Source organism: Pseudomonas libanensis (assembly GCF_001439685.1).
Lineage (GTDB): Bacteria > Pseudomonadota > Gammaproteobacteria > Pseudomonadales > Pseudomonadaceae > Aquipseudomonas > Aquipseudomonas libanensis.
On the sequence record NZ_JYLH01000022.1, the window covers coordinates 49,311 to 73,949 of the forward strand.

The window sequence follows — 24,639 nt, forward strand, 5'->3', positions numbered from 1 at the left end:
ACATGCCCGAAAAGCGCAGGGAACGATCCAAGGCCAAACCCGTCAGTTCCTTACAGACCCTGCTGAAGGAGCCCGCTGTTTTGCTGAATCTAAAGACTGCATTACTGCTCGCCGCGCTGGTGCTATGCGGCAACGGCGCACTGCAAGCCGCGGCCACTGCGCCTGCCACCGAAACGCCGGCCAAGCCGGAGCTGTTGGTGGAGGGCGGGCTGCTCGGGGCCATCAGTTCCAGTATCGATGACGTGCAGGACAAGCTCGACCTCAACCAGAACCTCGTCGACGCCTGGCGCCTGCGTGCCGACCGGGCGGCGGATGAAGTGGGTCGCCTGGTCGACCAGACCGCCGCGCGCTCGCCGTGGAGTGTGGCCGGCGATTTTCTGCTGTTGTCCGGGGTGTGGATCGGTGCCTTTGCCGTGTTGACGTTACTGGGGCACTGGGTCGTGCAGCGCTCCAGCCGCGGCCCGTTCGTCGCACGACGCCAGCGCTTGCAAGGCTTGCTCGGCTACATCGTGCCCTACACGATTCCAGCGTTGATCTGCCTGCCGCTGACCCTCTATGTGAGTCACTTCTTGGCCGCTTCGGTGGGCCGTGCGCTGGCGCTGTGTTTTGCCTATGCCACCAGCAGCGGCATCTTTTCGACCTCGATGCTGCTGTGCGTCATTGTGATGTTTAACGTCGGGCACAAGCGGCCCGCCGTGCAGATTATTCGTGACTACTGCCCCAAGCCGCTGTTCCTGATCGGTTTCCTCGCCGCCCTCAGCGACGCATTGACCAGCCCGCAGATCGCTCGTCAACTGGGCGGCAATATCACCAGCAGCATCGCGGTATTTACCGGCCTGTTTGCCGCAGTAATTTTTGGTGTGCTGGTGGTGCGCCTGCGCCGTCCGGTGGCCCATTTGATCCGTAACCGGCCGTTGGCCCAGCGCCTTAAGCACCCGGCCTTGCAGCAATCGCTGCGGGTGTTTTCCGGGCTTTGGTACTGGCCGATCCTGTTGATGGTGCTGGTCTCGGCGGTCAACCTGATTGGCGCCGGCGACGACAACCAAAAGGCCCTGCGTTGCGCACTGCTCACCACGCTGCTGCTGATCGGCACAGTGTTTCTCAGCACCGTGCTGCAACACCTGTTCAAGTCCCGCGGCCAGGTGGCGATCCAACGCAGCGGCGCCTACAAGGAGCGCTTCCTCAGTTTGCTGCACGCGATCCTGCGTATCGTCATGGCCATTGCCTTTATCGAAATCCTCGGGCGTATCTGGGGCGTATCGCTATTCGAGTTCGCCCAGCGCAACTCGGTGGGCCGGGCCATCAGTGATTCCCTGAGCAGCATCGGCCTGATTCTGTTGGTGACCTGGCTGTTCTGGGTGGTGCTGGACACGGCGATCCAGGAAGCCCTCAAGCCGCCGGTGAATAAACGCTCCAGCCGCCAGCCCAGCACGCGGGTGAAAACCATCCTGCCGCTGTTGCGCAATGCGGTGAAGATCATCCTGGTGGTGATTTGCGCGATCACCACCATGGCAAATCTTGGCATCAACGTCGCGCCGTTGCTGGCGGGTGCCGGCGTGGTGGGCCTGGCCATCGGTTTCGGCTCCCAGCAGTTGGTGCAGGACGTGATCACCGGCCTGTTCATCATCATCGAAGATACCCTGTCCATCGGCGACTGGGTGGTGCTCGACTCCGGCCATGCCGGCACCGTCGAAGGCCTGACCATCCGCACCCTGCGCCTGCGCGACGGCAAGGGTTTTGTGCATTCGGTGCCGTTCGGCCAGATCAAGGCGGTCACCAACCAGTCGCGGCAGTTCGCCTATGCCTTCTTCTCGGTGCAATTCACCTACGACACTGACGTGGACAAGGCCGTGGAACTGATCCGCGAAGCGGGCCAATCGATTCGCGACGACGTGTTCCTCAAGTACAACCTGCAAGGGCCGCTTGAAGTATTTGGCGTGGACAAGATGGACCTCAATGGCGTGGTGCTTACCGCACAGTTCCGTACGGTGTCGGGTGGGCAATATGCGGTCAGCCGGGCGTTTAACCAACGGTTGAAAAAACTTGTGGATAACTGTGATGAGGTGCACTTTGCGCAGACTTATCCACAGCAGGTATTGTTGCCAAGACGTATGCCGCAGGTGGAAGAGCCGGAGGCGGCGCAGGCCAGGCCGCAATGATGATGTTGGTTATGCTGGCCTCATCAGCCAGCCCCCTCCCACATTTAGATTTGTGAACACATTTCAAGTGTGGGAGGGGGCTTGCCCCCGATGAGGCCCTCAAGGTCAGCGCCTGATCAACTTCTCCTGCACCGCCCGCTGATCCACCTCCAACAAAACCTGCTGCTTGCCCCCAACCATCACCGCTGCCGGCACCCCATCACGATAGACAACCCGATTACCGCTCACCGCTGGCACCTTGGCTCCCGGCAACAGCGTGCCGACAAGATTCAACGGATCCGCCCCACACACCGCAATCAAACTCCCATCATGGGGCCGCCGCCGCACCTCGCGCAGCAACGGTATCGCCTCCGGTAATGCAAACTGCTCCCCCGCCAACCCACTGACAAACCGCCCGCCACGGATCTCGCCCCGTGCCTCCAACCGATGGAAAGTGCGCAGCAGCTCGCGCCAACTTGGCAACCAGTCCGCCTCACGCTCCAGCAGCCGCCAGAACACCACGCCATAACGGCGCAGCAGGGTCATCGCCACATGCTCCAGGGTCTCGGCCGAAGGCGCGCCGGCGGCGGTCGCCGAGCGGCGAACCAAGGCCCAACGCCCGGCATCGTCCATACCGCCGACAAACGCCCCGCGCCCACGTCGACTGCTGCGCGCCTGGCGTTTGCTGGCGGGGGTGGTCAAGGCGCGCAGGCCGGCGAAGCTGTCAGCATTCACCAAGCCGGCGCCTACCAGTTCCTGCAAGGCTGTCTCCAGCTCGCTGCGCAGCAAATGGGCCTCGTGCACCAGTTCATCGAAAAACAGCGCGCCATGCTCGCGCAGGGCCAGGTGGACCTTCTGCGCCTTGGGCGACAAGGTGGTGCTGTCGGTAGGCTCGGTCAGCCCGCTCCACAACGCTACCTGGCTACGGGGGAGCAAAACCACCGGGGTGCTGCGCAACGCCATGGCGCCGGCCTTGTTGCTCAGGCGCGTCCACACCAGCTTGCCGCTGCGGCACAGGTCATCGAGCCAGGTCGATGAGTAATCCTTGATGCGGGCGCTGAGCAGGTCTGTGTCCCAGGCCGACGTGGCGGCGGCATAGCCTTCGAACTGGCCGACAATCTGCGGCAACACGGCGCTGCCCTGGCCGCGGGTGCTGTCGGACAGGTGTTGCCAATCGAACAGAAAGCGCATGAAATCCTGCAATGCCACCGGCTCGATTTCCCGGCGCAGGCGCTTGACCGTGTAGCGATGAATGCGCGCCAGCAAATGACGTTCGCACCATTGTTCTTCACCTACGCCGGGGCTGAAGTGGCCGCGCAGCACGTAGCCTTCTTGTTCCAGGCGTGCCAGGGCCTGGGTAATCGCCACCACCGGTAATGCCAGGGGCGTTGCGATCTCGACCAGGGTCAGCGGGCCAAAACCGCTGAGGCGCGCACGCAGTACTTCCACCAGCGCTTCATCAAAGGACCAGGGCTCATCGAACCCCGGCAGCAACGGCAGATCGTTGGGATACAGCGCCTGCAAACAGCTCAAGCGCTCTACGGCGACCCACATTCCGTTGGACAACTGATAGGCCCGCCCGGCCTTGCGCAATGCCTGCAACCATTGGGCCCATTGCGGCGTAACTTCGCTCGCTGCGATGCACGCCAGGCTCATCAGCGCCTCATGCATTTCATCCAGGCCATTGGGCGCCGGCCAGGCTTCTTCGCGCACACCGGCGATGGCGTCGGCATCCAGGGCGCCCAAGTCGTCAGTGCTCTGCGGGTCGCTCCAGCGGCGGTTGAGCACGGCCTGGGTGCGGCGCTCTTCAAGGGGCGCGTCGTCGAGGAAGGTATAGGGTTTAGCGCTGAGGATTTCTGCGGCCATGGGCGAGGGCGCGGGCAGGTCGCGACTGATCAACCGCACGTCGCCGCGCTCCATGCGCCGCAGCAGCGCCAGCCAGGCGTCGCTGTCCATGGCCTCGTGCAGGCAGTCGTCGAGGGTTTGCTCCACCAGCGGATGGTTGGGGATTTCGCGTTCGCCGGCGAGGTTTTCCAGGCAGGCGATCTGGTCGGGAAATACGCTGGCGATCAGGTCTTCGCTCTTCATACGCTGGATCTGCGGCGCCACCTTGCGCCCGCCGCTATAACGCGGCAGCGCCAGGGCCACGCCGGCATTCCAGCGCCAGCGCACACCGAACAGTGGCGCATCCAGCACGGCCTGGATCAGGATGTGCTCGGCACTGTTGCTGTTGAGGTAACGCCACACCTCATCCAGCGCGAAGCTGTGACTGGTGGACAACGACAGCACGATGGCATTTTCACTGGCCGCCGCTTGCAGTTCGAAATTGAAGGTGCGGCAAAAGCGCTTGCGCAGGGCCAGGCCCCAGGCGCGGTTGATGCGGCTGCCAAACGGCGTGTGGATGATCAACTGGGTGCCGCCGGATGCATCGAAAAACCGTTCCATGATCAATGTGTCCTGGGACGGCAGGGCGCTCAGGGCCTGGCGCGACCGGGCGAGGTAATCCAACAGTTGGTCGGCGCTGGCGACATTGAGGCCCAAGGTGCCGGTAAGCCAGTCGAGGGCCGGTTGCAGGTCGCCGGGCGTGGCGCCGAGCAAGCTGTCCAATTGCCCTTGCAAGCGGGCCACGGCCACCGATAACTCGTTGCTGCGCCCGGGGGCTTCACCCAGCCAGAACGGAATGGTCGGAGGTTGGCCCTGGGCATCCTCGACCCGCACCTTGCCGGCTTCGACCCGCAGGATGCGATAGGAGGTATTGCCGAGCTGGAAGATATCCCCGGCGATGCTTTCCACCGCAAAGTCTTCGTTGACGCTGCCGATATTCAGGCTTTGCGGCTCCAGCAACACGCTGTAGTCGGCATTGTCGGGGATCGTGCCGCCGCTGGTTACCGCCGTGAGCCTTGCGCCACGGCGGCCGCGCAGGGTGTGGGTCACGGCGTCGCGGTGCAGGTAGGCGCTGCGCATACCCTGGCGGCCGTTGTAGCCCTCGCTGAGCATCTGCAAAAGGGCCTGGTAGTGGCGTTCGTCCAGTTGGGCGTAGGGCGCGGCGCGGTGGATAAGCGCCAGCAGCGCCTGTTCCGGCCATTCCTGGGCGCTGACCTCGGCGATGATCTGCTGGGCCAGCACATCGAGCGGTGCCACGGGAATATGCAAGGTATCCAGCTCGCCACGGCGTACGCAGTCGAGCAGCGCGGCGCACTCGATCAGGTCGTCGCGGGTGGTGGCAAACAGGCGCCCCTTGGGCGTGCCGCCGACCTGGTGCCCGGAACGGCCGACCCGTTGCAGGAAGCCGTTGATGGAACCGGGTGAGCCGATCTGGCACACCAGGTCCACTTCGCCGATATCAATCCCCAGCTCCAGGGACGCCGTGGCGATCAACACTTGCAGTTCGCCGGCCTTGAGGCGTTGTTCGGCGTCCAGGCGCATTTCCTTGGCCAGACTGCCGTGGTGTGCGGCCACGGCGGTCTTGCCCAGGCGCTCGCTCAAGTGCCGGGCCAGGCGTTCGGCCAGGCGCCGAGTGTTGACGAATACCAGCGTGGTGCGGTGTTCGCGGGCCAACTGCGCGAGGCGATCGTAGACCAGCGCCCACACATCGTTGGCCATCACCGCCGAGAGGGGCACCGGCGGTACTTCGATCGCCAGGTCCCGGGGGCGGGCGTGGCCGATATCCACAATGGCGCAATCACGGTCGGTGCCGACTAAAAAGCGTGCGACGGCTTCGATGGGTTTTTGCGTGGCCGACAAGCCGATACGGGTCAATGGCTCGGCGCACAGCCCTTGCAGGCGCTCCAGGCTCAGAGCCAAGTGGCTGCCACGCTTGCCGGCGGCGATGGCGTGGATCTCATCGACGATCACCGTACGTGTGCTGGCGAGCATGTGCCGGCCGGAATCCGAGCCGAGCAGCACGTAGAGCGATTCAGGAGTGGTTACCAGGATATGCGGTGCGCGTTTGCGCATCTGGGCGCGGTCTTTTTGCGGGGTGTCGCCGGTGCGCACAGCGGTGCGGATTACCAGCGGCGGCAGCCCCAGCTTCTCTAGATGTTCGGTAATGCCGGCCAGCGGGGTTTGCAGGTTGATCTGGATATCGTTGGACAGCGCCTTGAGCGGCGACACATACACCACCAGGGTTTGGTCCGGCAGTTCGCCGCCGTTGGCCAGGCCTTGGTGCACCAGGTCGTCCAGCACCGCCAGGAAGGCCGTCAGCGTCTTGCCGGAACCGGTGGGCGCGGCGACCAGTGTCGAGCGGCGCTGGCGGATCAACGGCCACGCCTGGGCCTGGGCGTTGGTCACCGAAGGAAAGGTACTACGGAACCAAGTGCTGACGGCGGGGTGAAAGCCGTGCAAACCCTTGTCCGTTGATTCGGGAAGGTTCATTTACCCTATATGCAACCGGCGAGGCCAAGTTGCAAGCCCGCACTTTATCCGTGACGGTTGCGCTACAAACCCGCAAAATGCAACGATTCTGGCAACTACCTACGGCAAGGCGCACATGCCTGTCGATAATAACCATCGTTCCAAACAGACCGGGCCTGCTCAATCTATGCGAATGCGCCTTATGTTACTGGGCGGCGGGAATGCCCTCGGGCAGGCGCTGATTCGCCTCGGTGCAGAGGAAGACATCGGTTTCCTCGCCCCCAAACCGCCCCAAGACGGCTGGGATGCCGCAAGCCTCACCCAATTGCTCGACGACACCCGTCCCGATGCGTTGATCAACCTCGCCTACTATTTCGACTGGTTCCAGGCCGAAGCCGTAAGCGAGACCCGCCTGGCCGGCCAGGAATTCGCCATCGAGCGCCTGGCCGAACTGTGTCAGCACCACAGCATCACCCTGCTGCAACCGTCCAGCTATCGTGTGTTCGATGGCTCCCGCGCCACCGCCTACAGCGAAAAAGACGAGCCGGTGCCCCTGGGCCTGCGCGGCCAGGCGTTGTGGCGTATCGAACAAAGCGTGCGGGCCACTTGCCCACAGCATGTGCTGCTGCGCTTTGGCTGGTTACTGGATGACAGCGTCGACGGCACCCTCGGGCGTTTCCTGGCCCGGGCCGAGAAACCCGATGAGTTACTGATGGCGGACGACCGTCGCGGTAACCCGACGCCGGTGGACGATGCCGCACGGGTGATCATCTCGGTGCTCAAGCAACTCGATTGCGCGGCGCCGTTGTGGGGCACCTACCACTATGCCGGGCATGAAGCGACCACGCCATTGGCCCTGGGCCAGGCGATCCTGACCGAGGCGCGCAACTTCCATGCGCTGGCCATTGAATCCCCCACCGCCCAGGCCCACGCGGCGCGGCCGGACGCGGCAGAAGAACCGCAGCACGCGGTGTTGGCCTGCAAGAAGATCCTCCACACCTTTGGCATCAAGCCTCGGGCGTGGCGGGCAGGGTTGCCGGCGTTGCTGGACCGGTTCTACCGCCACAGCTGACCCACCCCAAAAGCAAATGTGGGAGGGGGCTTGCCCCCGATAGCAGAGTGTCAGTCAACAGATTCATGGACTGATCCACCGCTATCGGGGGCAAGCCCCCTCCCACATTGGTTTTGTGGTGTTCGTGAAATATTGCTTAGAACTTGTAGCCGATACCCACCATGTAAACCATTGGGTCCACGTCCACATTGACCTTGGCGCGAGTGCCCTGGCCCAGCGCATTGTTATCCACAGTCGCCTTGGTGCTGATGTCGATGTAGCGCGCCTGGGCGTTGATCATCCATTTGTCGTTGATCATGTAGTCGGCGCCGATCTGTGCGGCCCAGCCCCAGGAGTTCTCGGCCTTGAAGTTGCTGAAACCGGCTTGTTCGGCACGGCCGCCAACGTGTTCGTCGTAGATCCAGGTGTAGTTGATACCGGCACCCACGTAGGGCTGGAACGCCGACTTGTTGTCCAGCGGGTAGTACACGACGCTCAGGGTTGGCGGCAGGTGTTTGAGCGAGCCGAGCTTGCCGTTGGCGGCGCCCAGGGCGGTGTTCTTGAGTTTCACATCATGCTCGAACGGCGTGGCGGCCAGCAGTTCGATACCCACGTGGTCGGTGATCATGTAGGCGAAGTTCAAGCCCAACTGGGTGTCGCTGCTCATGGTCGCCTTGCCGCCCAGGTTGGTGCCGGCCAATGGGCCCTGGTCAACCTTGACTTTGCCGCTGTCGGCGTCCGGGTTCACGGTGATTGCACCGGCTCGTACCAGGATATCGCCCGCTTGGTGAGCGTGTGCGACCGGGGCGACGAGGGCGAGCGCGAAGAGGGACGCGCCGAGCAGAGACTTGTTCATGGGAGCTCCAGAGGACGTTTAAAAGTTGTACGTCCAATGGTAAAGATCGTTCCGTCCGGTCTTTTGACTCAGCTCAATGAAAGGGTGATCAGCGCTACTCCTGCAGCTCGTACATGTAAATCTTCTCGGCATCCATCTGGTAACCGGCGTCGGCCAGTTCGCTTGACGATGACTTGACCTGCATCGCGCCTTCGATCCAGTACGGCTGATACAACTCATCGAGCTTCACGCCGACTTCGCTTTTGACATGCACGATCTGGTTCGACGGCGGTGGCGGCACATGAATGCATGCGCCGAAATACGGCACCAGCAGGAACTCGGTGGTGCGACCTTCCTCACTGACCTCCAGCGGCACGATATAACCCGGCAGGCGGATATGCTGGCCGTCGAGACCTTGCACCACCGGGGCATTGGGCAGGTCCTGCTTGGCCGCAGGCGCAGCTTCCACGGACAAGGCATCGGCCATGTTCGACAGGTCGTGCAGCGGTTTCATATTGGGGATTTCCGGCGGTGCATCCGGCGGGATCATCTCCTGCCAGGACAAGTCCCTGGGCGGCTCATCCGCCCACACGGGCACGCTCATCAGCAGCAACAGGGCAAACAGGGCACGACGCATCGAAGCCTTCCTCATAAACGGATGGACAGGCCATCGGCCAAGGATTGTCGATAGGCACGCCACGCGGGCACGCTGCCCATCAACAGCGCTGCCGCGAGGATACCCGCCAGCAGGGTCCATTCATATTCGCTCGGCCAGGACATCGGCAGGTCCAGGCCGTAATTGGCCTGCAAGTAACCCCGTGACGCGGCGATGCACACGTACAGCAACCCTACGCCTGCCACCACGCCGGCCAAGGCCAGGGCGAAGGCTTCGAAGATCAACAGGGTGGCGATATGCCAGGGGCGCGCGCCCACCGAACGCAGGATCGCCATCTCGCGGCGGCGTTCGTTGAGGCTGGTGAGAATAGCCGTGAGCATGCCGATCAAACCGGTCAGCACCACGAACAGCGAGATCACGAACAAGGCTTTCTCGGCGGTGCCCATCATGCTCCACAGCTCTTGCAGGGCCACGCCCGGCAGGATCGCCAGCATCGGCTCGCCACGGAACTCATTGATCTCCCTCTGCAGGGCGAAGGTGGAAATCTTGTTGTTCAGGCCGAGCATGAACGCGGTGATGGCTTGTGGGGTCAGGTCCATATTGCGCGCCTGGTCGGCGCTGACGCGGCCTTTGCCCTGGGCCGGCACGCCGTTGTGCCAGTCGATATGGATCGCTTCCATGCCGCCCAGGCTGATATGCAGCGTGCGGTCCACCGGAGTGCCGGTGCGCTTGAGGATGCCGACCACGGTGAAGGGTTTGTCGTCGTGCTTGACCAGGCTGACCACCGCCACGCCATGGGCCAGCACCAGCTTGTCGCCGAGCTTGTAATGCAGGGCGTCGGCGACTTCGGCGCCGAGCACCACTTCGAACGGGTCGGTGGCGAAAGCGCGGCCGCTGGCCAGTTCGAGGTTTTGCTTGCGCCCGTACTGGTAGTGCTCGAAATAAGATTCGTTGGTGCCCATCACCCGGTAGCCGCGATGGGAGTCACCCAGGGAAATTGGAATCGCCCATTTCACCTGGGGGTTGGCGGCGAAGTGCTCGTAGCTGTCCCAACGAATATTGTTGGTGGCGTTGCCGATACGAAACACCGAGTACAGCAGCAGGTTCACCGAGCCCGAACGTGCACCGACGATCAGGTCGGTGCCGCTGATGGTGCTGGCGAAACTGTTGCGTGCCTCCACGCGCACGCGCTCCACCGCCAGCAACAAGCAAACGGAAAGCGCGATGGCGAAAGCGGTGAGGATCGCGGTGAAGCGGCGGTTAGCCAGGCTGGCCATGGCTAGACGAAACAGATACATCTCAAACCTCTGCGGGCGTGGCGGCGCGATTGAGTTCGGCCAGCGACAGGTTGCGGTCGAACAGCGAAGCCAGGCTCTGGTCATGGCTGACAAACAACAGGCTGGCGCCAGCGTCGCGGCATTCAGCGAACAGCAACTGGATGAAGGCTTCGCGGGCGTCGTAGTCCAGGGCTGAGGTGGGTTCGTCGGCGATCACCAGCTCCGGTTGGCCGATCAACGCACGGGCCGCGGCGACCCGTTGTTGCTGGCCGATGGACAGCGAGTCGGCGCGCCGCTCAAGCAGATCCTTGTCCTTCAAACCCAGGTGCGCGAGCAAGGTCGCAGCCGCCTGGTCGACACTGCCGTGGCGCTGCCGGGCCCGCTGTGCGCGCAGCTTGGAAAAGTGGCAAGGCAGCTCGACGTTTTCACGCACCGACAGAAACGGCAGCAGGTTGAATTGCTGGAAGATGTAGCCGGTGTGGTCGACGCGGAAACGATCACGGGCGCCGGCCGAGAGTTCGGTCAATTCCTGGCCGAGCAGGCGGATGCTGCCCTGGCTGGGTTTCTGCACGCCACCCAAGAGCCCCAGCAGCGTGGTCTTGCCACTGCCGCTCGGGCCCTTGAGAAACAGGGTTTCCCCGGGCTCCAGGCGGAACGCGGGGATGTCCAGCAACTGCGGGTGACCGGGCCAGTTGAAGCCCAGGTTGGACAGTTCGATCAATGGGTGGGTCATGTGAACTCAGAACTTCAGGGTGGCTGCGGTGGCCGTCGCGTCAACACCTTGCTGACCGCTTGGGCCGATCAGTTGTACCTGAATTTTCGTGGTCGCAGGGAAGGTCTTGAACACTTGGCTCAGGTCGAGGTTGCCCAGGGCCGTCGGCGTGGCGCAGGTGAACTGGTAGTGGGCGTGGATCTCGCTGTGGTCGTGATGATGCTCGTGGGCGGCAGCGCCTTTGCCGTCGGTGGCGTGGTCATCGTCGTCATGCTCGGCTTCGGGCTTGTCACCGAACAGCGGGCTGTTGAGTTCCTGGCTGCTGACCTTGCAACCTGCGGCCTTGGGCAGGTTGAATAGTGCCAGCGGATCCTCCAGCTGCTTGCGCGCGGCGGCGACCTTGGCTTTGTCGGCGGCGCTGGTCGCCGCATGCTCGAACCCCACCAGGTTCATGGCCGGGCTGTCCAGCTCGAGCTCCAGGGCCTGATCGTCCAGCACCGCGTTGAGGCGAGCGACGCCATGTTCGTGGGCGCCAAGGCTGCCATGCTCGTGGTCATGATCTTCGTGAGCATGTGCGACAGCCAGTGGCAGCAGGGCAAACGGCAAAGCGAGCAGCAAACGGCGCATGGGAGGGCTCCAGAATGAAAATTATGTTATGTGATCTTATAACAATAAGTTTAAGAGTTTGACCGCCCGCTTGGCGTTGCGCAAGCGGCATGGGAGCATGCCTATCAGAAAAATGCAGGAGGAAGGACGATGTTGCGAATTCGTGGAACCGTCGGCGACCTGCCGGTGGACTTGACCCTGGAACTGGATGACGGCGATTGGGCGCGGCTGGGCGCACAGTTACAGGCCGCTCCAACGCCAAGTGCGTCGATGACGACGCCAGTCAAACAGAACGAGGATCTGTGGCAGCACGCCCAGGATTTGCTGCGCAAGGCCGGGCAACTCAATGGTCTGGAGTTGCTCGATCAACTGGAAGGGTTGGCTGGCGATGCCGGGGCAGGCAAACGCCTGCTTGTACGCCTGCGCCACAGCGCCAAGATCAAGGTGAGCAGCGGCGGCGATACGCCGCTGTACACCTGGATCGGTGATTAGTACAGCGCAGCGAACAACTTGCGGCGGTACACAGTGACCAGTGGGTGATCATTGCCCAACAGTTCGAACACCTGCAACAAGGTCTTGTGGGGCAAGCCTTCGCCGTAGCTGCGGTTGCGGATAAACAGCTTGAGCAGGCCTTCCAGCGCCCCATCGTATTGCTGGCGCGCCAGTTGCTGGATCGCCAGCTGATAGGCCGCTTCATCGTCCTGCGGGTTTTGCGCCAGGCGGCTTTTCAGGTCGGCAGCATCCGGCAAGTCCGCAGCCTGGCGCAGGAAGGTGATTTGCGCCTTGGCCCCGGCCAGGGCGGCCTTATGTTCGTCGCCCTTCACCGCGTCAAGCACGGCCTGGGCTTCGCCCAACTCACCGCGTTCGGCCAGGCAGCGTGCGTACAGGATCAGTGCCCCAGCGTTGGTGTTGTCCTCACCCAGCAGCGCCACCAGCAGCGCTTCGGCCTCGCTGATACGCCCCTCGCTGAACAACGCCTGGGCCTGTTCCAACGGATCCGCCGCAGCCGGTGGTGGCATCTGCACATGGGGTTCCAGCATGGCCCGCACCGCCGACTCCGGCTGTGCACCGGCAAAACCGTCCACCGGCTGGCCATCCTTGAACAGCACCACCGTTGGCAGGCTTTGAATGCCAAAGCGCGCCACGATGTCCTGCTCAGCCTCGCAGTCGACCTTGGCCAGCAGCAGCTCGCCCTGATAACTCTCGGCAATCTGCGCCAGCATCGGCATCAGCGCCTTGCACGGCGCACACCACTCGGCCCAGAAGTCCACCAGCACGGGTTTTTCAAAAGAGTTCTGAATCACCGCCTGGTCGAAGTTGGCGGTGGTGACGTCGAAGATGTACGGCGTGGGCTCACTCATGGGGCGTCTCGAATAAAGCGGGAATGGGGCAACTATAAGGGCTGGCGCCGCGAATGGTACAGACTCACCTTACGAAACTCCCAAGGCTCGGCCAGATCCGGCAGGGTCAGCGCGTCCAGGATATCCAGCCGTTGATAATGTGGGTGACGGAAGTCCCGCACCCGCGAATCTGCCACCAGCGCTTCGCGGCCACGGCTGAGGAATTGATCCAGCAGCGGCAGGTTGGCGCGGTCGTAAAGTACGTCGGCCACCAGGATCAGGTCGAAGCGGTCGGCTTCGGCGAAAAAGTCTGCCGAATAACCCAGCTCCACCTGGTTGAGTTCGGCGTTTGCGCGGCAAGAGGCCAGGGCCAGCGGGTCGAGATCACAGGCCACCACTTCCAGGGCGCCGGCTTTTACGGCGGCAATCCCGGCCACGCCGGAGCCGGCGCCGAAATCCAGCACGCGTTTGCCGACGACCCACTCGGGGTGCGCCGCCAGGTAACGCGCCAATGCCAGGCCGCTGGCCCAGCAAAAGCTCCAGTAGGGCGGCTCATGCAGGATACGTCGGGTCTCCTCCTGGCTGAAGGCACGGTCCATGTTGTCGGCGTCGAGCAGCCACAACGACAAGTCAGTGCCCGGGAGCGGGCAGGGCACCAATTGCGCGTCGCCGATCAACTCGCTCAGGGCACGTTGCAGGTGCAGCGGTGGCGTCATGGCGCCTTGACGAGTTGCAGGGGGCCGGTGGTCTGGGTGATCGCCTGGGTGATGCGCACCGCAGGCAGGTGCAGGATCAACTGGCCAGACTGGCTGGCGCGGCCACGTAATTCGACCCGTGCACCGGCCGGGAAGGCTTCAGGGTTGAATCGCAGGCGGAAGGCCAGGGGCTTGCCATTGCCGCTCAGCACGCTACTGGCGAGCAGTTGCTGCGGGCGCGAACGGTCGTCGATCACCAGCAGTGCCATCTCGACTTCGGCGCCAGCGGGCACGTTGGCCAGGCTGCCGCTGATTTCCCGTTGATAGGCGGGCAGGGGGCCGAGGTCTTCAATGCCCGGGACTTTTTTCTCTTGCGCCGGTGTCGGTTGAGGCGCGGCCGGCTTGGGGGCTTCGCTGCTGCAGGCGACCAGAACACTGAACAGGGTGAGTAGAACAAATGGTCGTAACTGCATGTACGGCTCCAGAAAGGACAAAATCCGTGGCTTAAAAATATGAAACATATAGGCCTGCCTATATACCGTAAAGGCTATGGCTTGTCTTGCCACGGGGATGCGCTACCATGGCCCTCCCATTTTTTGTTGCCTGCCAACCATGCACTGTCCCTTCTGCGGTGCCAACGACACCAAGGTCATTGACTCGCGTCTGGTCGCCGAGGGCGATCAAGTGCGTCGTCGGCGCGAATGCCTGGCCTGTGGTGAACGTTTCACCACCTTCGAAACCGCCGAACTGGTATTGCCCCGTCTGATCAAGTCCGACGGCAGCCGCCAGCCTTTCGACGAAGAAAAACTGCGCGCCGGTATGCAGCGCGCCCTGGAAAAACGCCCGGTGAGTGTCGAGCGCCTGGAAGCGGCGCTGGTGCATATCAAGCACAAGCTGCGTGCGACCGGCGAGCGCGAGGTCAAGAGCCTGGTCGTCGGCGAGCTGGTGATGGGCGAGCTGCAAAAGCTCGACGAAGTCGCCTATATCCGTTTTGCCTCGGTGTATCGACGCTTCCAGGACCTCAATGAGTTCCGCGAAGAAATCGACCGCTTGGCCCGTGAGCCGGTGAAGAAATGAACCCACCCAGCGCTGAACAGGCGGTCCTTGACGCCCATTACATGGCTCGCGCCCTCGAATTGGCGCGCAAGGGCCTGTACACCACTCACCCCAACCCGCGGGTAGGCTGCGTGATTGTGCGTGACGGGCAGATTGTCGGCGAAGGCTGGCACGAGCGCACCGGCGAGCCCCACGCCGAGCCGAATGCCTTGCGCGCCGCCGGTGACAAGGCCCGTGGCGCGACGGTGTACGTCACCCTTGAGCCGTGCAGCCACCATGGCCATACGCCGCCCTGCGCCGATGCGCTGGTGACGGCTGGTGTGGCGCGGGTGGTCGCAGGCATGCAGGACCCCAACCCGGAAGTGGCTGGGCGCGGTATGCAGCGCCTGGCCCAGGCCGGTATCGAGGTGCGCAGCGGCATATTGGAAGCTGAGGCGCGGGCGCTGAACCCGGGCTTTCTCAAGCGTATGGAGCACGGCCTGCCGTTTGTGCGGGTCAAGTTGGCCATGAGCCTGGACGGCCGCACCGCGATGGCCAGCGGCGAAAGCCAATGGATCACCGGCCCCGCTGCCCGCGCCGCCGTCCAGCGCCTGCGTGCCGAGGCCAGTGTGGTGTTGACCGGTGCCGACACGGTGCTGGCCGATGATGCCCGCTTGACCGTACGTGCCGCTGAGCTGGGCCTGGATGAAGCCACCACGGCCCTGGCCATGTCGCGCCCACCGTTGCGCGTGTTGATCGATGGCCGCCTGCGGGTGCCACTCAACGCTCCCTTCTTCAAGGCCGGACCGGCATTGGTCATCACTTGCGTCACCGCGCAAAACCAGTACCCCCGTGGCCCCGAGTGCCTGGTGGTGCCGGGCGTGGACGGCCAGGTCGACCTGCGTTCTGCCCTGGTGGCGTTGGCCGCACGTGGCGTCAACGAGGTGCTGGTGGAAGCCGGCCCGAGCCTGGCGGGTGCGTTTGCCCAACAGGGCCTGGTGGACGAATACGTGATTTTCATCGCCGGCAAATTCCTCGGCTCCGCCGCCCGGCCGCTGCTGGACTGGCCGCTTGAAAAGCTGGCCGACGCCCCTCGACTCAAGATCACTGAAATGCGTGCTGTAGGCGACGACTGGCGAGTCACTGCCATTCCCGTCCCGGCAGCGAGCGTATAATTCCCGGCCTGCGCTTGAGCGCCCGCCCCTCGTTTTCAGGAGAACGACATGTTCACCGGCATTATCGAAGCCATTGGCAGCATCCGTGCAATGACCCCCAAAGGTGGCGACGTCCGCCTGCTGGTTGAAACCGGCAAGCTGGACCTGGGCGACGTCAAGCTGGGCGACAGCATTGCCGTCAGCGGCGTGTGCCTGACCGTTGTCGAGTTGCCGGGCAACGGCTTTGCCGCCGACGTCAGCCGGGAAACCCTGGACTGCACCGCGATGAACGACCTCAAGGCCGGCAGCCCGGTCAACCTGGAAAAAGCCCTGACGCCTACCACGCGCCTGGGCGGTCACCTGGTCAGCGGCCATGTCGACGGTGTCGGCGAAGTGGTGGCCCGCAGCGAAAACGCACGCGCCGTGGAATTCCGTATCCGTGCGCCAAAAGAGCTGGCCAAGTACATCGCCCATAAAGGCTCGATCACCGTCGACGGCACCAGCCTGACCGTGAACGCCGTCAATGGCGCCGAATTCGAACTGACCATCATTCCCCACACTTTGAGCGAAACTATCATGGCGTCCTACCAGCCAGGTCGCCGGGTGAATCTCGAAGTCGACTTGCTTGCCCGCTACCTGGAGCGCCTGCTGATGGGCGAAAAGGCCGCAGAGCCTGCATCCGGGAACATCACTGAAAGTTTTCTGGCCGCTAACGGCTACCTGAAATCCTGACCAAGGGGGTGCCGCGTGGCGCTCAATAGCATCGAAGAACTGGTTGAAGACATCCGCCAAGGCAAGATGGTCATCCTCATGGATGACGAAGACCGCGAGAACGAAGGCGATATCATCATGGCCGCCGAAGCGTGCAAGCCTGAGCACATCAACTTCATGGCCAAGCACGCCCGCGGGCTGATCTGCATGCCCATGAGCCGCGAACGCTGCGAATTGCTCAAGCTGCCACTGATGGCGCCGCGCAATGGCTCGGGTTTCGGCACCAAGTTCACCGTGTCGATTGAAGCCACCACGGGTGTCACCACCGGTATTTCCGCCGCTGACCGTGCCCGCACCGTGCAAGCCGCTGCCGCGAAAGACGCCAAGGCCGAAGATATCGTCAGCCCGGGCCATATCTTCCCGCTGATGGCCCAGCCCGGTGGCACCCTGGCCCGCGCCGGCCACACCGAAGCCGCCTGCGACCTGGCGCGCATGGCCGGTTTCGAGCCGAGCGGAGTGATCTGCGAAGTGATGAACGACGACGGCACCATGGCCCGTCGCACTGAGCTTGAAGCCTTTGCCGCCGAACATAACCTCAAGATCGGCACCATCGCCGACCTGATTCACTACCGCATGATCCACGAACGTACCGTTCAGCGGATTGCCGAGCAGCCGCTGGACAGCGAACTGGGCCAATTCAATTTGGTGACCTACCGTGATTCAGTGGAAGGCGACGTACACATGGCCCTGACCCTGGGCAACATTTGCGCCGAAGAACCGACCCTGGTGCGGGTGCACAACATGGACCCATTACGTGACCTGCTGATGGTCAAGCAACCGGGCCGTTGGAGCCTGCGCGCCGCCATGGCTGCGGTTTCCGAGGCGGGCAGCGGTGTGGTGTTGTTGCTCGGCCACCCATTGGACGGCGATGTCTTGCTGGCGCATATCCGTGAAACCGCTGACGCCGTGCCAGTGAAAAAACCGACCACCTACAGCATCGTCGGTGCCGGTTCGCAGATCCTGCGCGACCTCGGTGTACGCAAAATGCGCCTGATGAGCGCACCGATGAAATTTAATGCGATATCCGGATTCGACCTGGAAGTTGTAGAATACGTGCCCTCCGAATAAAGGCTGGCGATTTCTGCCCCTTGTTCGCGGTTAAATCATCACTGAGGGACGCACTTTTCGCGTCCCGGCTCTTTAAGAGATTTGTCGAATGACCCTGAAGACCATCGAAGGTACCTTCATCGCCCCCAAAGGCCGCTATGCCCTGGTGGTTGGCCGCTTCAACAGCTTCGTGGTTGAAAGCCTGGTAAGCGGTGCCGTTGACGCCCTGGTTCGCCACGGTGTGAGCGAGAGCGACATCACCCTTATCCGTGCCCCTGGCGCCTTCGAAATTCCACTGGTTGCGCAAAAAGTTGCTCAACAGGGGGAGTACGCGGCGATCATCGCCCTGGGCGCGGTCATTCGTGGCGGTACCCCGCATTTCGAATACGTGGCTGGCGAATGCACCAAGGGCCTGGCCCAGGTGTCCATGGAGTTCGGCGTACCAGTTGCCTTTGGCGTGCTGACCGTTGACTCCATCGAACAAGCCATTGAGCGCTCCGGCACCAAGGCCGGTAACAAAGGCGCTGAAGCTGCCCTGTCCGCGCTGGAAATGGTCAGCCTGCTGTCGCAGTTGGAGGCCAAGTGATTTCCGACGAGAGCGATCGTTTCAACCCGCGGGATGAGCGTCCAGCCGATGCTGGCAAGCCTTCGAAAAGCGAAAAGCGCCGTGCGGCCCGTCAGCTCGCCACTCAGGCGCTGTACCAGCGTCACATGGCCGGCACTTCGCTGAACGAGATCGAAGCGCAATTTCGCGTCGATAACGACTTCACCTTTGCTGACCAGAGCTACTTCCACGACATCCTGCATGGTGTCCCGGCCAACCAGACCGAGATCGATGCTGCGCTGTCGCCATGCCTGGACCTGACCCTCGAAGAGCTGGACCCGGTTGAGCTGGCGGTACTGCGCCTGTCCACCTGGGAGTTGCTCAAGCGCGTTGACGTACCGTACCGCGTGGTGATCAACGAAGGCATCGAGCTGGCGAAAGTCTACGGTTCGACCGACGGCCACAAGTTCGTCAACGGCGTACTCGACAAGCTGGCCCCGCGCCTGCGCGAAGCCGAAGTGAAGGAACACAAGCGCTGATTCGCGCTTGAGTTCCCATGGGTGAGTTCGAGCTGATCCGCACGTTCTTCGCTGCCGCGCCCTGTGCGCAGGGTGGCGAAGGCATTGCCCTGGGGATCGGCGACGACTGCGCCTTGCTGGCGCTCCCCGCCGGGGAGCAACTGGCCGTTTCTACCGATACGCTGGTGGCCGGCGTGCATTTTGCCGACCCCTGTGACCCGTTCCTGCTCGGCCAGCGCTCGCTGGCCGTGGCGGTGAGCGACCTGGCCGCCATGGGCGCCCACCCCCTCGCCTTTACCCTTGCCCTGACCACGCCGAGCGTCGACGCCGATTGGCTGCAACGCTATGCCCAAGGCTTGAACGCCATGGCGCAAAGCTGCGGCGTGGGCTTGGTGGGCGGCGATACCACCCGGGGGCCGTTGAGCCTGACCCTGACCGTGTTTGGTCGTGTGCCGGCCGGGCAGGCGTTGACGCGCAGCGGTGCACGGCCGGGTGACCTGCTATGTGTCGGCGGTGAGCTGGGCAATGCCGCCGGCGCTTTGCCGCTGGTATTGGGCCAACGCACGACGGATGCGGCAATCGCCGAGCCGCTGCTGGCCCATTACTGGTCGCCGCAACCGCAGTTGGCCCTGGGGCTGGCGCTGCGGGGCAAGGCGACTGCGGCCATGGACATCTCCGACGGGCTTCTGGCCGATTGTGGGCATATCGCCAAGGCCTCGATGGTCCGCCTGGTGGTCGAACGTCACAGGTTGCCGTTGTCCACAGCCTTGCTGGCGTTTGTCGGTGAAGACCAGGCCCGTGTGGCGGCGTTGAGCGGCGGCGATGACTACGTGCTGGCGTTCACTTTGCCAGCGTCTCAATGGGTGCCGTTGCAGGCAGATGGCTGGCCAGTGCATGTGATCGGTCGGGTCGAGGCCGGGCAGGGCGTGACCCTGCTCGATGCCAACGGCCAGGACGTTACCCCGGCGGTGCGCGGCTACCAGCATTTTCGCCGGACGCCCTAAGCTGGCGTCCTGCTACCCTTAATAGGTTTACTCCAAAAAGAGGCCGTCACTATGGCTGTACGCCGCTGGCTGCTGATCGTGCTGTGTGCCTTTGCCTCCATGGCCCAGGCGGACCAGATGCCTGTGCCTGGCAAGATCGTGTTGGCCAGTGAGCAGTGGAACGACTACACCAACCAGGATGGCAGTGGCCTGGCCTGGGACCTGTTGCGTCAGATTTTCGAGCCCGCGGGCATCACCTTGCAAACACGCAGCGTGCCTTATACCCGCTCGGTCGGCCTGACGCAGCGCGGCGAGGTGGATGGTTATGTCGGCAGCTATCGCAATGAGGCCAGCGCAGTGTTGTATCCCCGATGGAACTTCGACGCCGACCACATCTACGCCCTCGGGCTGGCAACAGCGCCAACGCCGACGTTGGCGACGCTGGGCGACTACCGCCTCGCCTGGGTGCGCGGCTACAAGTACGAGCAATACCTGCCCAGCGTGCGTCGCTTCAACCAGATCGAGCGGCGCAGCGGTATCCTGCCGATGCTGCAACACGGCCGCGCCGATTTTTATATCGACGCCCTCACTGAAGCCAAGTATGTGCTCAGCCAGTCCCAGGACCCGGCGCTGTTCAAACTCACGCATATCGCCGAGTTGCCGCTTTACATCGGCTTCGCCGACTCCGAGCGCGGGCGGGCATTGATGGCGGTGTATGACCAGCGCCTGGCCAGTCTGGTCAAGACGGGCGAGTTGAAAGCGATTTTCGCGCGCTGGAACCAGCCCTATCCGTTCTAGTTCTCTGTAGACGCGAGCTTGCTCGCGAAAAAACCATAGGCGCCGCGTTGATTCAGAATGCCCGCGTTAACGCTGACGACTTTCGCGAGCAAGCTCGCGCCTACATAGAATCAATCCGAAGGCCAATCGAACCTATTGATCTTTATCAGCGATAATTCAGCTTAAGCGTCTGTAGGAACGTACTGTTACAATGGCCGCCTCTGTGAAATCTGAAATCAGGAGCACACGGTGCCCGTCGTTTTCGTCGCTGCTTCCAAGCTGCCTACCCCTTTTGCCACGTTCACCATGAACGGCTTTCTCGAAGAAGCCACCGGGCGCGAGCACGTTGTGCTCAGCCTCGGCGACATCACCGATGGCGCGCCGGTGCTGGGGCGTGTGCATTCCGAGTGCCTGACCGGCGATGCGCTGTTCAGCCAGCGCTGTGACTGCGGCTCGCAACTGGAAGCGGCAATGCAAGCTATCGCCCGTGAAGGCCGTGGCGTGCTGCTGTACCTGCGTCAGGAGGGCCGCGGCATTGGCCTGTTGAACAAGATCCGCGCTTACGAACTGCAAGATGGCGGCGCCGACACCGTAGAAGCCAACGAACGCCTGGGCTTCGCCGCTGACCAGCGTGACTACGCGATCTGCCTGCCGATGCTCGAGCACCTGGGTGTCAAATCCCTGCGCTTGATGACCAACAACCCGCGCAAGGTCAAGGCCTTGACCGAGATGGGCATCACCGTGGCCGAGCGCGTGCCGCTGCATACCGGGCACAACCCGCACAACAAGCTCTACCTGGCCACCAAGGCCAGCAAGCTCGACCACATGATGGGCAACGAGCACCAGGGCGAGGTCGACCGCGCGTGACCCGAGGCCAGGTAAAGCGGCGACTGTCTTTCAACTGGTGGCAATACCTGGCCCTGGCGTTGCTCCCATTGTTTGTGATCAACCTGGTATTTGGCCGCGCCGAATCCCTGCTTCCGGTGCTGGCTATGCCGTTTTTCATTGCTGGCGTGGGGTCGATGTTTCTCAGCCTGCGTTATTTCCACGGTTATAAACATGCGCTGATCGCTACCTCCAAAGCCCTCGATACCCCTGAGGAACCCGCTGCCTGGATCACCCTGGCGGCGCGTCGGCGCACGGCCTTGCTGGTGGCCGCGCTGCCGGCCTGGATCGGTGCGCTGGCAGTGTTCGTCGGGCTGGAAGCGGTGCCACTGTTCCTGCTGGCAATGTCGACCATGGTGCTGTTTTACCTCTACCGCATTCCGCGTCAACTGGGATGAGCCGTTACTGGCTGGCACTGCTGCTGGTATTCAGTGTCCAGGCGATAGCGGCCGAAAGAGTGGTCAGCCTGGCGCCGTCACTGTCTGAAATCGTGGTTGAACTGGGCGCAGCCGACCTGCTGGTGGGCGTACTCGATGGCGGCGAACGCCCAGCGGCGTTGGCGAAAGTGCCGTCGGTCGGGCATTACGGCCAGTTGGACATGGAACGCCTGCTCAGTCTCAAGCCTGACTTGATCCTGCTGTGGCCCGGCAGTGTTGGCCCGGCCCAGCGCGAGCAATTGCAGCGCCTGAATATCCCGGTGTACGCCGCCGAACCTCATAACCTTGAACAGCTGACCACCCAGGTTCAGGCCATTGCCGAGCAAGTGGGCCGCGCGCAGGCTGGTCGAGTGTTGGCCGATAAGCTGAGTAAACGCCTCGCCGAACTGCGACAGCGCTATCGGCGCACCGAACCTTTGCGGGTGTTTTATCAAGTGTGGAACCAGCCGCTGTATACCGTGGGCGGTGGGCAGATCATCAGCGATGCGCTGGGGGTATGCGGGGCGCGCAATGTGTTTGATGATCTTAAGCTGCCGGCTCCGCAGGTCAGTGTGGAGTCGGTGTTGCAGCGTAATCCCGAGGTGATTCTGGTGGGTGATCAGGCGCAGATGGATGCATGGAAAGCATGGCCGACGATGGCGGCACGCGTCTTGTTAGTGCCGGACAAGGGCCTGGAACGGCCCAGCGGGCAGATGTTGGAGGCGGTGGCGCGGTTGTGCCAGGTGATTGCGCCGAACCTGTGAAACCGCTATCGCAGGCAAGCCAGCTCCCACAGGGGAATGCATTTCAACTGTGGGAGCTGGCTTGCCTGCGATGACGCCGGTTCAGGCTACTCAGATCTCAGGGGTCCACGTCACCCCAACCATCCACACCCGACCTTCTTCACGATAATTCTGGCTTTCCCCGAGGTAGCTGTACTTCGCCCGTGCGTAAGACTTGTCCAGCACGTTATCGACCTTCAGCGACAACGACACCTCCCGGTTCAACGCCCAACTACTGCGCAGCCCAAACAAGGCATAACCGCCCAGACGGTTGCGGTTGGCTTCATCGTCGTAGCTGCTGCTGATCGCTTGCCAGCTGGCGCCGAGACCGAGGTGATCAAATTGCCGGTCCAGATCCAGGCTCACCGTGCGGCGTGCGCGACGTGCCAGGGTGTGGCCGCTGTCACGGTCACGCGGGTCGATAAGCGACAGGCCCAGGTTGCCCTGCCAGCCAAACACCTCCTGCTTGAGCGCCGCTTCAAAACCATTGATCCGCGCCGACGCCACGTTTTGCGGCTTGCCGGCGTCAAGGATGATCGCGTCACTCAGGTCGGTGCGATACAGCGAGGCTTCCAGGCGTGTGCTGTCGGTCAGTTGACTACGCCATTGCAGCTCGTAGCTCTTTGATGTCTCGGGCTGCAGGTTTGGGTTGCTGTACTGCGTGTCAGGGTAATACAGGTCGTTGAATGTCGGCGCCCGGAAGCCTTCGCTGTAGCTCAAGAGCAGGTCATTGTCAGGGTTGACCGGCACGGTCAGGGTGCCGCTCCAACTGCTCTGGCCGCCGAACTGCTGGTTCTGGTCGCGGCGCAGGCCCAGCTCGGTGGAAAACCATTGGCTTTGGAAGCGATGCTGCACGAAAGCCGCCCGGTTCCAGCGGCTGTTCTCGGTAAAGGTGGTGGAGCCGTGGAAACGGTCTTCGTACCAGTCGCCGCCGACGATCAGGCTGTTTTGCTCATCCAGGGTCAGGTCGTTCTGCCAATTGACCGAGTCGCGGTAGGTGTTGAATGCACTGTAGTCATCGCTGAGGGTGTCGCGCTTGGTGTCGCGGTTTTCACTGTGGCCCAGCTCCAGGCGCGACTGCCAGTTGTCATTGAGCTTGGCATCGACATAGCCGCTAGCGCTGCTCACGGTATAGTCAGTGTAGGGTTTCTGGCCGAGGCCCTGCCCGGTGACGCCGTCGTAGCGGCCATAACTGTTGTCGTACTCCGACTTGCCACGGTTATCCAACAGGTTGAAACCCACCTCCAGCTCATCGCTGAACGAATGGCTGAGATTCAGGCTGATGGACTGGTTGCGGTAGGCATCATGGTCGCCGTCGCTGGGGAACGACGCGTGGCTCGAGTTGATGCCAGCGGTTTCATCCAGGCTCGCCCCCAGGTTGAAGCGCGTGTGTTCATCGCCGCCCGACAGGCCCAGGCTGCGCTCCCAGGTCTGGTTGCTGCCAAAGCCCAGTTTCAAGCGCGGCTGCAAGCCTTGCTCGGCACTGCGCCGGGTGAACACCTGAATCACCCCGCCAATCGCATCGCTGCCGTAAATCACCGAACGTGAACCGCGCAGCACTTCCACCCGTTCAATCTGATCGACGTTGAGGTATTGCAAGCCGCTGTCGCCGGAGGTGGTGTTGGCGATGCGTTGGCCGTCCACCAGTACCAGGCTTTGTGCGGCCTTTGTACCGCGAATGAAAATCCCCGGCAAACTGCCACGCCCACCGGTCGGCGCAATCTGCACACCAGGCACGCGGCTGAGCAGGTCGGTGACGCTGCCGGGTTGCAGGCGCTCGATGTCGGCGCGGGTAAACACAGTGTTGGCAGCGCTGCTGTCATTGCGCGCCTGCACTTGGCGATTGGCGCTGATGACCACGTCGGAAAGCTTCAAGGCCTCGTCGCGGGTGTCGGCGAGCAGGTTGGCGGCGGGTAGCAGTAGGGCAAGGCACAGGCGTTTCATGGGCTGTCCATAGCGTTCAAAGGTGGCATAAATCAAATGTGGGAGCAACTGTCTTATTGGATTCAATTCAGAAGTCATTTTCATAGGCAGCAAAGCTTCCACAGCTTTAGGCCGTGCAATGCTGAAGGAAATTGCTGCTACCGAGCTAATCGGTGCGCTC

General features: G+C 62.7%; 24 protein-coding genes. 14 read left to right on the top strand and 10 right to left on the bottom strand.

Going from position 1 to position 24,639, the window contains the following annotated elements:
* Positions 1-80 precede the first annotated feature (80 nt).
* Positions 81-2,159 carry a mechanosensitive ion channel family protein gene (locus tag TU73_RS25740; RefSeq protein ID WP_057014531.1) on the top strand — a complete coding sequence of 693 codons (2,079 nt, stop codon included), beginning with the start codon at positions 81-83 and terminating at the stop codon, positions 2,157-2,159.
* Between the two features lie 105 nt (positions 2,160-2,264).
* Here TU73_RS25740 and TU73_RS25745 read toward each other — a convergent pair whose 3' ends face one another.
* The gene (locus TU73_RS25745) at positions 2,265-6,512 is read right to left on the bottom strand and encodes a DEAD/DEAH box helicase (RefSeq protein ID WP_057014532.1); all 4,248 of its coding nucleotides are present in this window, start codon (positions 6,510-6,512) and stop codon (positions 2,265-2,267) included.
* Between the two features lie 166 nt (positions 6,513-6,678).
* On the opposite strand from TU73_RS25745, the gene TU73_RS25750 reads away from it, so the two are divergent.
* The gene (locus TU73_RS25750; protein ID WP_046069750.1) at positions 6,679-7,563 is read left to right on the top strand and encodes a sugar nucleotide-binding protein; all 885 of its coding nucleotides are present in this window, start codon (positions 6,679-6,681) and stop codon (positions 7,561-7,563) included.
* 136 nt (positions 7,564-7,699) lie between these two features.
* Here TU73_RS25750 and TU73_RS25755 read toward each other — a convergent pair whose 3' ends face one another.
* The 5 genes from TU73_RS25755 to TU73_RS25775 form a co-directional block, all read right to left on the bottom strand.
* A complete protein-coding gene (locus TU73_RS25755) occupies positions 7,700-8,398 on the bottom strand; it encodes an OmpW/AlkL family protein (RefSeq protein WP_046069749.1) in 699 nt (232 codons plus the stop codon).
* Between the two features lie 94 nt (positions 8,399-8,492).
* Positions 8,493-9,014, bottom strand: coding sequence for a DUF3299 domain-containing protein (locus TU73_RS25760; protein ID WP_057014533.1), 522 nt, complete (start codon positions 9,012-9,014; stop codon positions 8,493-8,495).
* Positions 9,015-9,025: 11 nt separating this feature from the next.
* Positions 9,026-10,291, bottom strand: a complete 1,266-nt coding sequence (locus TU73_RS25765; protein ID WP_057014534.1) for an ABC transporter permease — start codon at positions 10,289-10,291, stop codon at positions 9,026-9,028.
* Position 10,292: 1 nt separating this feature from the next.
* Positions 10,293-11,003, bottom strand: coding sequence for an ABC transporter ATP-binding protein (locus TU73_RS25770; protein ID WP_057014535.1), 711 nt, complete (start codon positions 11,001-11,003; stop codon positions 10,293-10,295).
* 6 nt (positions 11,004-11,009) lie between these two features.
* Positions 11,010-11,609, bottom strand: coding sequence for a DUF2796 domain-containing protein (locus TU73_RS25775; RefSeq protein ID WP_057014536.1), 600 nt, complete (start codon positions 11,607-11,609; stop codon positions 11,010-11,012).
* Between the two features lie 129 nt (positions 11,610-11,738).
* Between TU73_RS25775 and TU73_RS25780 the strand changes: the two genes are divergently transcribed.
* Entirely contained in the window at positions 11,739-12,080 is a 342-nt protein-coding gene (locus tag TU73_RS25780) for a hypothetical protein (RefSeq protein WP_057014537.1), read from the top strand.
* On the opposite strand, the gene trxA is transcribed toward TU73_RS25780, so the two are convergent.
* From trxA to TU73_RS25795, 3 genes are read right to left on the bottom strand one after another with little or no spacing between them, the layout of a single operon-like run.
* Positions 12,077-12,949, bottom strand: coding sequence for a thioredoxin (gene trxA, locus TU73_RS25785; RefSeq protein WP_057014538.1), 873 nt, complete (start codon positions 12,947-12,949; stop codon positions 12,077-12,079). The two genes, TU73_RS25780 and trxA, sit on opposite strands and share 4 nt — an antisense overlap.
* A 32-nt stretch (positions 12,950-12,981) precedes the next feature.
* Complete coding sequence (locus tag TU73_RS25790) at positions 12,982-13,644, bottom strand: class I SAM-dependent methyltransferase (protein ID WP_057014539.1); 663 nt, start codon at positions 13,642-13,644, stop codon at positions 12,982-12,984.
* Entirely contained in the window at positions 13,641-14,096 is a 456-nt protein-coding gene (locus TU73_RS25795; protein ID WP_057014540.1) for a YbaY family lipoprotein, read from the bottom strand. The genes TU73_RS25790 and TU73_RS25795 overlap by 4 nt, the downstream gene beginning before the upstream one ends.
* Positions 14,097-14,235: 139 nt before the next feature.
* Here TU73_RS25795 and nrdR point away from each other — a divergent pair, with 139 nt between their 5' ends.
* From nrdR to TU73_RS25850, 11 genes are all read left to right on the top strand, one after another.
* Entirely contained in the window at positions 14,236-14,700 is a 465-nt protein-coding gene (nrdR, locus tag TU73_RS25800) for a transcriptional regulator NrdR (RefSeq protein ID WP_026082968.1), read from the top strand.
* Entirely contained in the window at positions 14,697-15,833 is a 1,137-nt protein-coding gene (gene ribD, locus TU73_RS25805) for a bifunctional diaminohydroxyphosphoribosylaminopyrimidine deaminase/5-amino-6-(5-phosphoribosylamino)uracil reductase RibD (RefSeq protein WP_057014541.1), read from the top strand. Before nrdR ends, ribD begins: the two co-directional genes overlap by 4 nt.
* A gap of 48 nt (positions 15,834-15,881) precedes the next feature.
* Complete coding sequence (locus TU73_RS25810; protein WP_046069740.1) at positions 15,882-16,544, top strand: riboflavin synthase; 663 nt, start codon at positions 15,882-15,884, stop codon at positions 16,542-16,544.
* Between the two features lie 15 nt (positions 16,545-16,559).
* On the top strand, positions 16,560-17,651 hold the full coding sequence (gene ribBA, locus TU73_RS25815; protein WP_003194579.1) for a bifunctional 3,4-dihydroxy-2-butanone-4-phosphate synthase/GTP cyclohydrolase II: 1,092 nt from the start codon (positions 16,560-16,562) through the stop codon (positions 17,649-17,651).
* Between the two features lie 88 nt (positions 17,652-17,739).
* Positions 17,740-18,216, top strand: coding sequence for a 6,7-dimethyl-8-ribityllumazine synthase (gene ribH / locus TU73_RS25820; RefSeq protein WP_003194576.1), 477 nt, complete (start codon positions 17,740-17,742; stop codon positions 18,214-18,216).
* Positions 18,213-18,713 (top strand): transcription antitermination factor NusB, encoded by a 501-nt coding sequence (nusB, locus tag TU73_RS25825; protein WP_043051124.1) that lies wholly within the window; start codon positions 18,213-18,215, stop codon positions 18,711-18,713. The genes ribH and nusB overlap by 4 nt, the downstream gene beginning before the upstream one ends.
* A gap of 17 nt (positions 18,714-18,730) precedes the next feature.
* Positions 18,731-19,696 (top strand): thiamine-phosphate kinase, encoded by a 966-nt coding sequence (thiL, locus tag TU73_RS25830; protein WP_057014542.1) that lies wholly within the window; start codon positions 18,731-18,733, stop codon positions 19,694-19,696.
* Between the two features lie 51 nt (positions 19,697-19,747).
* The gene (locus TU73_RS25835; protein ID WP_057014543.1) at positions 19,748-20,473 is read left to right on the top strand and encodes a substrate-binding periplasmic protein; all 726 of its coding nucleotides are present in this window, start codon (positions 19,748-19,750) and stop codon (positions 20,471-20,473) included.
* 228 nt (positions 20,474-20,701) lie between these two features.
* Positions 20,702-21,319, top strand: coding sequence for a GTP cyclohydrolase II (ribA, locus tag TU73_RS25840; protein ID WP_046069735.1), 618 nt, complete (start codon positions 20,702-20,704; stop codon positions 21,317-21,319).
* A complete protein-coding gene (locus TU73_RS25845; protein WP_043051120.1) occupies positions 21,316-21,735 on the top strand; it encodes a nuclear FMR1 interacting 1 family protein in 420 nt (139 codons plus the stop codon). The genes ribA and TU73_RS25845 overlap by 4 nt, the downstream gene beginning before the upstream one ends.
* Complete coding sequence (locus TU73_RS25850) at positions 21,732-22,517, top strand: cobalamin-binding protein (RefSeq protein WP_057014544.1); 786 nt, start codon at positions 21,732-21,734, stop codon at positions 22,515-22,517. The genes TU73_RS25845 and TU73_RS25850 overlap by 4 nt, the downstream gene beginning before the upstream one ends.
* Positions 22,518-22,607: 90 nt before the next feature.
* Here the strand turns inward: TU73_RS25850 and TU73_RS25855 are convergent, their stop codons facing one another.
* Positions 22,608-24,479, bottom strand: a complete 1,872-nt coding sequence (locus tag TU73_RS25855; protein WP_057014545.1) for a TonB-dependent receptor domain-containing protein — start codon at positions 24,477-24,479, stop codon at positions 22,608-22,610.
* Positions 24,480-24,639 lie beyond the last annotated feature (160 nt).